The organism is Actinomadura sp. NPDC047616 (assembly GCF_040642915.1).
Taxonomy (GTDB): domain Bacteria; phylum Actinomycetota; class Actinomycetes; order Streptosporangiales; family Streptosporangiaceae; genus Spirillospora; species Spirillospora miaoliensis.
The window spans coordinates 111,463-120,675 of sequence record NZ_JBEYTB010000024.1; the positions used below are offsets into that span (position 1 = coordinate 111,463).

Genomic DNA, 9,213 nt, shown 5'->3' on the forward strand with positions numbered 1-9,213 from the left:
CCACAACGCACGACGCCAGATGGCACTTCGCCAGGTGTCAGCCGCCGTAGCGCCCACCGGCAGGGCGGATCGGGGCACCCGGCCGCGCCGGGGCGGGCCGCCGCCGCCCGCGCCCCGCCGCCGGGCGTGTCGCGCCCGGGACCGTCCCAGCCGCGGGATTCACCGGCCTGGGATTCGGTGTTCCGACAAGGCCGGGCGCATGGATTTATCGGGCATTCACGTGATCATCAGCGGACGGCGCCGGGAAAGGCGATCGCCTTTCCCGGCGGGCGCCCACCGGACGAATTAATCTCCGCTTCCGGGTGGAAAACGTAGCCCTGGTAGCTGATTTTCTTCACGGTCATCCGGATGGGACGGAAACAGTGCGGAGGCAGTGCGCAGAAGCCCGTGCTCACCACATCGCGGTAGACCAGATCGGACACCGCCAGGGCGAGGTCCCGGTCGGGCCGCTCGTCGAGCAGGCGGCGCAGCGCCCGGGCGTCCAGCAGGCGGCTGGCCACGACCGGGGCGTCCCCCGCCGGGCCGAACGACGCCTGCGGGCCGAGCACCAGCGTGCCGTGGTGCATCGCCATCCGCACGCGCAGCCGGCGGCCCCTCCCGCGCCCGCCGTTCACCTCGCCGAGGGATCGCTCCAGGGCCAGGGGAAAGGCGCCGACCACGTGGGCGAGGTCGATGCCGTCGGGGAGCACGGCGAGCTCGCCGTCACCGGCGCGCTGCAAGTACCAGTCGGTTCGGTCCAGGCGGGTGGCCGCGGCCGCCTCCTCCAGCGCCGCGCACAGGCCCACCTGGGCTTCGAGCTGGTCGAACGCGTGACGGGAGCTGTAACCCTGCACGTCGACCGCCAACACCAGGCGGGACACCAGCCGAGGCTCGCCGCCCGCGTCGGCCTCGGCCGGTCCTTGGGGGTTCACCGCCCGCAGCGGCGGTGTCGTCGGAGTCAGCGACATGCCATTCCCCACAGCGGTAGTGACGCCCTTTGCGAAAACAAGGGTCGACGTCGCCAGTTTGGCACGGGAATGGCAAAAATGTAAAGCGAGTCTGTTGACTCACCGCGAAAGAAATGCTATATACCGCACTGCTTTCCGGCGTGCCGATGGGACGCGTACGGCTTCGTGGCCGACCGCCACATGGCAGCCTGAAACGCGCCACTCATGCCAATCGCGTTGTCGCCCTCGGAGGCCCGCCTGAAGCCGAGCGGATCGGCCCTGCCAGGCCCTGTCCCGTGCATCATGGATTGGTTCGGGAGCTTGTGTGCGAGGATGGGCGGCTGTGATCGACATTGGCCCGCTGCGTCCCGAGGACCGCGCCGCCTGGGAAGTTCTGGCGCGCGGCTACAAGGCGTTCTACCGCACCGTCGTGCCCGACACAGGGTACGAGGAGACCTGGCAGCGGCTGCAGAGCGGCGCGGAGTTGCACGGCATCGGTGCCCGCTCGAACGGGCGGCTGGTCGGCATCGCGCACTATCTGTTCCACGTCACCTTCTGGTCGGCCGACTCCTGCTACCTCCAGGACCTGTTCGTCGACGAGTCGGCGCGCGGTCACGGCGCCGCACGGGCCCTGATCGAGCACGTTGCCGAGGAAGCGCGGAAACGGGGCGCCGCCCGCCTGTACTGGACGACCAAGCAGGACAACGTCCCCGCCCGCGCTCTGTACGACAAGGTGGCGCGCTTCCACGGGTTCATCCGCTACGACTACCCACTTGGCGGGTGACCGGCCATCACGCAACGGGTCACGGAGCCGGCTCCGGACCAGGCAAGGCCCTGAACCGCCTGGCAGCGGTGGAATGGGGGAAGGCGTGGAGACGCCTTGGGCCCCGACCGACCCTTGGCTTCTCCACGCCTTCCGTCTCGGGTGCGGCCCGGGTCGGCCGCGTCGTCGCCGTGGGGATGCGTCCTCGTAGCTCAGTAACCCGAGCCGCCCGCCCCCTTGGTGATCTTGGCGCCCTGGGGTGAGACGACCCACCAGACGTTCTGGACGCCCTGGCCCTTGGTGTCGCCCGGCTTCTCGTCCTTGGCGAAGTAGTACATGGGCCAGCCGTTGATCGTGAGCTGGCAGGAGCCGTCGTCCTTGCGCTCGATGAAGCCGATCCGGCTCCGGTCGACGCCCTCCACCTTGAGCTTCTTCCAGTTGGTGAACTTCACCACCGGCCAGGCCTTCTTGCACTGGCCGAAGCAGTTGGTGACCTTGGGCCGGTCCTTGTCGAAGCGGTACATCACGCGGCCCTGGCCGTCGGTCACGATCATGCCGAGCCGCGGGTCCTTCCGGACGTTGACCACCGTCCAGCCCGCCCAGCGGTCCCGGCCACCGTCGTCTCCGCCGTCTCCGCCGTCCTGCTGCCGTTCCCGCTGCCCGCCCGCGGCCTTCTTGCCGTCGGGCGCCGCCGCGAACCAGGCCCCGCCGACGCCCTGTCCCTTGACCTCGCCGGGACTCTCGTCCTTGGCGTACCGGTACAGCGGCCAGCCGCCGAGCGTGACCTGCCAGGAGCCGTCGGGCCGTTTGACCTTGCCCACCAGCCTCTGGTCGACGCCGTCGACCTGGACGGCGCCCTGGGTCGCCTGAACCGGCGGCCAGGTCTTGGCGCACGAGTCCATGCAGGTGGAGGCGGGCGGCCGGGCAGTGTCCCTGTCGAACCGGTACAGCGTGCGTCCCTCGCCGTCCGTCACGACCTTGCCGAGACGGCTCACGCCGGCGGCCTGCAGCACGGGCGGCGTGACGGTCGGGGACGGCTCGGCCGAGGGGTCCTGCCGCGCCGGGTCGGGGGCGGCCTGCGTGGCGCCGACGCCCGCGTTCGCCTGCTGCCCGGCGGGCACCTTGCCGCAGCCCGTGAGGAGCACCCCGGACGCCGCGACGGCCGCGGCGGGGGTCGCCCAGCGGGGGATGTGCATGTCTGGTCCTCCGTTCTCCCGGCGAGCAGTACGCGGACCGCCCCGACCCGGTTCAACGTGGGACATCCCTCACTGGCACCGGCACGGACGAACGAACAGAATGACGTTCACATACGTCGCATTAAGCGGGTGGGATATCGGAACCCCCCAGATGTGAGGTGAAGCGTTGACCACGGCCGGACCACCCGAGCGGCCATACGACCGGTACGACCGGCAGACCCGCGCATCGGATCCGACCGCCGCACCCGCGCCGAGCCTGGTCAAGCCGTCCCCGGCCTCGTCCCCAGCACCTGCACCGCCGCGCGAGCGGCCCCAGCCGACCGGCCCGGCGTGGATCGTCGTCCCGGCGCGGATCGTCGCGCTGGTCGTGGTGCTGCCGTTCCGGCTGCTGTATGACGGCGTGCTGCTCGCCGGCCGCGGCCTGGGACGGGCGTTCGCGGGGCTGTTCCGGGGGCTCGGGTGGCTGCTGGCGGCGATCGGGCGGGCGCTGTACGCGGCGGTGCTGCGTCCGCTGGGCCTGCTGTTCGTGTTCCTGGTGGTGCGGCCCGCGCTGTGGATCTACGCCGCGCTGCTGACACCGGCCGGGCGCGCTCTGGTGTGGCTGCTGGAACGTCTCGTGGTCTGGCCCCTGCGCGCCCTCGCCCATGCGCTGGTCTGGCTCGTCAACGCGGTCATCGTGATGCCCGCCGTCCTGCTATGGCGATACCTGCTCCGGCCCCCGCTCGCCGGCCTGGCGTGGCTGCTGCGCTACACGGGCACGGCGCTGCTGTGGGCGTGGCGGGCCACCGGCCGCGCGCTGGTCTGGCTCGTCAACGCGGTCATCGTGATGCCCGCCGTCCTGCTGTGGCGATACCTCCTGCGGCCCCCGCTCGCCGGGCTCGCGTGGCTGCTGCGCTACACGGGCACGGCGCTGGTGCGGGCGTGGCGGGCCACCGGGCGCGGTCTCGCCTGGCTGGGACGCGTCTTCGTCGTCATGCCCGGCCGGGCGATCTGGGAGTACGCGCTGCGGCCGGTGTGGCTCGGCGTCGCCGCGAGCTGGCGCCTGGCCGGGCGCGGCCTGCGCTGGCTGTGGCGGACCCTGGTCGTGGCGCCGTGCCGCTGGGTGGGACGCAACGTCCTGCGGCCCATCGGCACTGCGGTCGCCGCGACCTGGCGGGTCACCGTCCAGGAGCCCGCCCGCTGGGTGGGACGCAACGTGCTGTCCCCCGTTCGGCAGGCCGGACGCGACGTCCGCCTGTCGATCCGCCGCGCCTTCCGCGGGGCCTGACCGCCCCGGCGGTACCCGGCCGGAGCGGGGACGGGCACCGGCTGGAAGAATCGGCCACACGATGTATCGACTGCTGTTCTCACTGGTCGTCAGCCGTGTTCCGGCGGAGACCGTCCACGATCTGACCCTGCGGGCGCTGCGCGCCATCCAGGCGGTGCCCGGCGCGGCGCCGGCGCTGCGGCGTGTCCTGGCCCCGCGCGATCCCGCGCTGACCGTCCGGGCGTTCGGGCTGGAGTTCCCCGGGCCGCTCGGGCTGGCCGCCGGATTCGACAAGGACGCGGTGGCGTACGAGGCGCTCGGCGCGTTCGGCTTCGGCCACGTCGAGATCGGCACGGTGACGGGACGGCCGCAGCCCGGCAACCCGCGGCCCCGGCTGTTCCGGCTGCCCGCCGACCGGGCGATCATCAACCGGATGGGCTTCAACAACGCCGGATCGGCGGCGGCCGCGCGGCGGCTGCGCCGGCGGCGGCCCGGCACGATCGTCGGGGTCAACATCGGCAAGACCAAGGTCGTCCCCGAGCACGAGGCCGTCGCCGACTACGTGGCCAGCGCCGAACGGCTCGCCCCGTACGCCGACTACATGGTCGTCAACGTCAGCTCGCCGAACACGCCCGGCCTGCGCGACCTGCAGGCGGTGGAGCACCTGCGGCCGCTGCTGACGGCGGTGCGCGAGGCCGCCGACCGCACCGCCGGACGGCGCGTCCCGCTGCTGGTGAAGATCGCACCGGACCTGGCGGACGAGGACGTCGACGCCGTCGCCGACCTCGCCCTCGACCTGGGGTTGGACGGCGTCATCGCCACCAACACCACCATCGGACGCGACGGCCTGGGCAGCCCCGCCGAGCTGACCAAGGAGACCGGCGGCCTGTCGGGCGCCCCGCTCAAGGCGCGCTCGCTGGAAGTGCTGCGGCGGCTGCGGGCGCGCACGGACGGGCGGCTGACGCTCGTGTCGGTCGGCGGCGTGGAGAACGCCGACGACGTGTGGGAGCGGATCCGCGCGGGCGCCACGCTCGTCCAGGGCTACACCGGCATGATCTACGGCGGGCCGCTGTGGGCGTACCGCGTGCACCGGTCGCTGTCGCGGCGGCTGCGCGGCAGCGCGTTCGCCACCCTCCGCGACGCCGCGTCCCGCTGAACAGGGCGGCCCGAGTCCGGCTCGCGCGGGCCTTTTGCCATACCCGGGCGGCGGGCTGGCCTTGTGGTGACCCGTTGGGCGGCACCGTGCAGGTATGTCGGTGGGGACGCTCTCGCGGGACACCGTTGCGGTGCGGATCGCCGTCGCCGTGGTCATCGCGCTGCCCGCGGTGGTGCTGCGGCTGACGGGCGTCCACCCGCCGCCCGTGGCCAGCATGATCTTGTTCGGTGCCGGGGTGGTGAGCGCCGCGGTGCTGCTGCTGTGGGCCGCCGAGACGGCGCGGGTCGACATGTCGGGCGCGCTCGCGCTGGCGCTGCTGGCGCTGATCGCGGTGCTGCCCGAGTACGCGGTCGACCTGTACTTCGCGTACGCGGCGGGCAGCCGTCCCGAGTACACCGCGTACGCCGCCGCCAACATGACGGGCGCGAACCGGCTGCTGGTCGGGGTGGGCTGGCCGCTGGTGTCGCTGGCGTTCGTCCTGGCCGTGCGGCGCCGCCGACCCGGACGGCACCGCATCGGCCGGATCCAGCCGCCGCCGCAGCGGCGCGACGTGCGGCTGGGCGAACGCCACCGGGTCGAGCTGGGCTTCCTGGCCATCGCGGCGCTGATCGCGTTCATCCCCACGCTGACCGGCGAGATCGGCTGGTACGTGACGGTGCTGCTGATCGCGGTCTACGTCGCCTACATGACGGGGATCGGACGCGGCGCCGCCGAGGGCGTCGACGACCTGATCGGCGTGCCCGCGCGGCTGGCGATGCTGCCCCGGCTGCGGCGCCGCCAGACCACCTGGCTCGGCTTCGCGTTCGGCGCGCTGGTGGTGGTCTGCGCCGCCGAGCCGTTCGCCAACGCCCTGGTCGACACCGGCACCGTGCTCGGCATCGACCGGTTCCTGCTGGTGCAGTGGCTGGCGCCGCTGGCCTCGGAGGCGCCCGAGCTGATCGTCGCGACGGTGTTCGCCTGGCGGCTGCGCGACGGCGACGCCATCGGCATCCTGCTGTCCAGCAAGGTCAACCAGTGGACGCTGCTGATCGGCACGCTGCCGCTGGCCTACCGGGCGGGCGGCGGCGCCTGGTCGCTGCCGCTGGACGCCCGGCAGATCGAGGAGGTGCTGCTGACCGCCGCGCAGACCGTGCTGGGCGTGGCCATGCTGGTCAACCTGTCCTTCCTGCGGATCGAGGCGGCGCTGCTGTTCGTGCTGTTCGCCGTGCAGTTCGCGTTCCCCGGCACGCAGATCCGCCTCGTGCTGGCGGGGATCTACCTGGCCATCGGGTTCTCGCTGCTGATCGCGCGGCACCGCGACCTCGGCGAGTGCCTGCGCGCCGCCGTCGTCTCCCCCACTCGCGGAGTCTCCCCCACCCGCTGAGTCTCCCCCACCCGCTGAGACGCGGTCAGCCGGGCGGGACGACCTCGAAGAAGCCGTCGGCGATCAGCTCCGGCAGGACGGCGGCGGCGTGCGCCCGCACCTGCGCCGCGTCCAGGCCGGTGAGCTGGGCGATCGCGGCCAGCAGCGGGCCGAGCGGCAGCGTGCCGTCGCAGACGCCCGCCAGGCCCGCCTCCACCGTGCCGACGCCCGCGGCGCGCCGCAGCCGGCCGGTCTGCCGCAGGACGATCCGTTCCGGGTCCTCGGCGCCGGGCGGGCCGATCTGCTCCTGGACGACGCCGAGGGCCGTGCGCAGCAGCGCCGCCTCCTGTCCACAGGCTGTGGAAAACTCTCGGGCGGCGGCGAGACCGTCCAGGATGCCGTCCACGTAGCCGCCCACGGGCTCCTGGACCGCGTGCCGCAGCTCCTCCACGCGCACGACCGGCTGGTCCCGTCGCGCGTTGCGCAGCGTGATCCAGCCGAACCCGATGCCCGTGACCCGCTGCCGTTCGAAGTGGTCGAGCCAGGCGTCGTAGCGCGCGCGGTACTCGGGGGTGCCCGCCTCGCAGGAGTCGCGCAGCCACAGCTCCGCGTACTCGGCCGGGTCCTGGACGTCGCGCTGCACGACCCACGCGTCGCAGCCGGACGCCTCCACCCACGCGCCGACCCGCTCCTCCCAGGGCGTGCCGTCGACGTGCAGCCAGTTGGCGAGCAGCTGGCAGCGTCCGTCCTCGGTCAGCACGCCGGGGACCTCGGTGACCAGGCGGCGGCAGAACTCGTCCCCCGGCAGCCCCGACTCGCGGTAGGTGAACCGGGGCCCGGCCTCCGGCGCGATCACGAACGGCGGGTTGGACACGACCAGGTCGAACCGGCGTCCCCGGACGGGGTCCAGCAGCGGGCCCTCCAGCAGGTCCACGCCGTCCAGGCCCGACAGCGCGAAGCTCATCGCGGCCAGCCGCAGCGCCCGCGGGTTGACGTCCGTCGCGGTGATCGCGCGCGGCGCCGGGCGGACGGCGGGGTCGGCGAGGTGCAGCGCCTGCACGCCGCATCCGGTGCCGAGATCCAGCGCGTTGTCCACAGCCCTGTGGACAACGAGACGGGCCAGGCTGGCGGACGCGCCGCCCGTCCCCACCACATGGTCCGGCGCCGGCCGCGCGCCGCCGCCCGGACGGATCCTCAGGTCCGACACGACATGACCGACGTGCCCCGTGCCGCTCACCGACTCCAGGGGCTCCACCCGCAGCAGCGCCCGGACCTCGCCGCCGGAACGCTCCGCCAGCCCGGCGGCGACGAGATCGTCCACGATCGGGGAGTCGCCGGCGACCGGCACCTGCAGCCAGAACAGCCGGACCAGCGTCTCCAGCGGCGACCCGCCGGCGGTGGCGCGCAACGCGGGCACGATCTCGTCACGTGCCAGGGCGCCGCCCGCGACGGGGCCGAGCAGGTCCCGGACGGCGGCGACGGTGTAGTCCGCCCGCCGCAGGGCGGCGCGGACACGGCTCAGGGAAGCGGCAGGCTGATCGGACACCCGCCCAATCCTGCCCGGTCCGGGGCGTCCGTCACCTCGGAAACCCGGGCGACCCGGCGAAGGTCACGTCAGGTAGTCGTCGATGCCCTTGGCGAGGGCCTCGGCGATGCGCTGGCGGAACGCGGCGCTGCTCAGCTTGGCCGCGTCGCCGCTGTTGCGCATGTTGCCGCACTCGATGAACACCTTGGGCACCTTAGACAGGTTCAGCCCGCCGAGGTCGTCACGCGAGTCCAGGGCGTCCTTGCCCCGGTAGGTGGAGTACGGGATGCCGGTTCCGGTGCGGTAGGCGTCCCGGATCGCCCGGCCCAGCCGCCGCGACGCGGGCACCATCCCACCGCCCTGCCCCTTGACCGACAGCGGCTGGATCACGTGGAACCCGTGCCCGGAGGCCGGCGCGCCGTCGGCGTGGACCGACAGCGCGGCGTCGGCCTCGGCGCGGTTGCCGATGGCGGCGCGTTCGGTGATGCACGGCCCCACGCCGGTGTCATTGGGACGGGTCAGCACGACCTTGGCGCCCTCGGCCCGCAGGATCTTCGCCAGCCGGTTCGACACGTCCCAGGTGAACGCGTGCTCGGCGTACCCGGCGTTGGTGCTGGTACCGGTGGTGTCGCACTCCTTGTGACCGTTGCCGATCGCGACCTGCTTGTTGATCTTCGACGGGTTCTTCGCGTTGCCGCCGTTGTGCCCGGGGTCGATCACCACGACCTTGCCGCGCAGCGGGGTCGCGTCGTCGTCCTGCCGGGCGTTGGACGCCCCCGTGGTCGCGTCGCCGCCGCCGGCGGCGGTGGGCGGCTGGGCGGGCCCCGCCCTGGCGGACGGGGCGGACGATCCGCCGCTCCCGCCGTCCCCGCCGCAGGCGGTCAGGGCGGCCAGGCACAGCGCCAGGCCGGCGGCCGCGGACGCGCGTCGATGGATGAGCAACGGCCGTCTCCCCGTGATGCGCTCGTTACCAACCCTGCCAGTCTGCACGCACACGACCGTACGTCAAACGGCGGCCGCGGGGGCCCCACCAACCCCCCCCCCCCGGCCGCCGGGCCC

The 9,213-nt window shown here is 73.4% G+C and carries 8 protein-coding genes; 4 read left to right on the forward strand and 4 right to left on the reverse strand.

Features of this window, described 5'->3' with window-relative positions:
- Nucleotides 1–227: 227 nt before the first annotated feature.
- Nucleotides 228–947 (reverse strand): hypothetical protein, encoded by a 720-nt coding sequence (locus ABZ801_RS38505; protein WP_360708082.1) that lies wholly within the window; start codon nt 945–947, stop codon nt 228–230.
- 322 nt (nt 948–1,269) lie between these two features.
- Here ABZ801_RS38505 and ABZ801_RS38510 point away from each other — a divergent pair, with 322 nt between their 5' ends.
- Complete coding sequence (locus tag ABZ801_RS38510) at nt 1,270–1,710, forward strand: GNAT family N-acetyltransferase (RefSeq protein ID WP_360708085.1); 441 nt, start codon at nt 1,270–1,272, stop codon at nt 1,708–1,710.
- 191 nt (nt 1,711–1,901) lie between these two features.
- Here ABZ801_RS38510 and ABZ801_RS38515 read toward each other — a convergent pair whose 3' ends face one another.
- Complete coding sequence (locus ABZ801_RS38515) at nt 1,902–2,885, reverse strand: SCO0930 family lipoprotein (protein WP_360708088.1); 984 nt, start codon at nt 2,883–2,885, stop codon at nt 1,902–1,904.
- Between the two features lie 166 nt (nt 2,886–3,051).
- Between ABZ801_RS38515 and ABZ801_RS38520 the strand changes: the two genes are divergently transcribed.
- The 3 genes from ABZ801_RS38520 to ABZ801_RS38530 all read left to right on the forward strand — a co-directional run bounded on the left by ABZ801_RS38520 (nt 3,052) and on the right by ABZ801_RS38530 (nt 6,650).
- Nucleotides 3,052–4,152, forward strand: coding sequence for a hypothetical protein (locus ABZ801_RS38520; protein WP_360708091.1), 1,101 nt, complete (start codon nt 3,052–3,054; stop codon nt 4,150–4,152).
- A 61-nt stretch (nt 4,153–4,213) separates the two neighbouring features.
- Nucleotides 4,214–5,287, forward strand: coding sequence for a quinone-dependent dihydroorotate dehydrogenase (locus ABZ801_RS38525; protein WP_360708092.1), 1,074 nt, complete (start codon nt 4,214–4,216; stop codon nt 5,285–5,287).
- Between the two features lie 94 nt (nt 5,288–5,381).
- Complete coding sequence (locus ABZ801_RS38530; RefSeq protein ID WP_360708095.1) at nt 5,382–6,650, forward strand: sodium:proton exchanger; 1,269 nt, start codon at nt 5,382–5,384, stop codon at nt 6,648–6,650.
- A gap of 25 nt (nt 6,651–6,675) precedes the next feature.
- Here ABZ801_RS38530 and ABZ801_RS38535 read toward each other — a convergent pair whose 3' ends face one another.
- On the reverse strand, nt 6,676–8,175 hold the full coding sequence (locus tag ABZ801_RS38535) for a methyltransferase (protein WP_360708098.1): 1,500 nt from the start codon (nt 8,173–8,175) through the stop codon (nt 6,676–6,678).
- A 63-nt stretch (nt 8,176–8,238) separates the two neighbouring features.
- Complete coding sequence (locus ABZ801_RS38540) at nt 8,239–9,096, reverse strand: N-acetylmuramoyl-L-alanine amidase (protein ID WP_360708100.1); 858 nt, start codon at nt 9,094–9,096, stop codon at nt 8,239–8,241.
- Nucleotides 9,097–9,213: the final 117 nt, after the last annotated feature.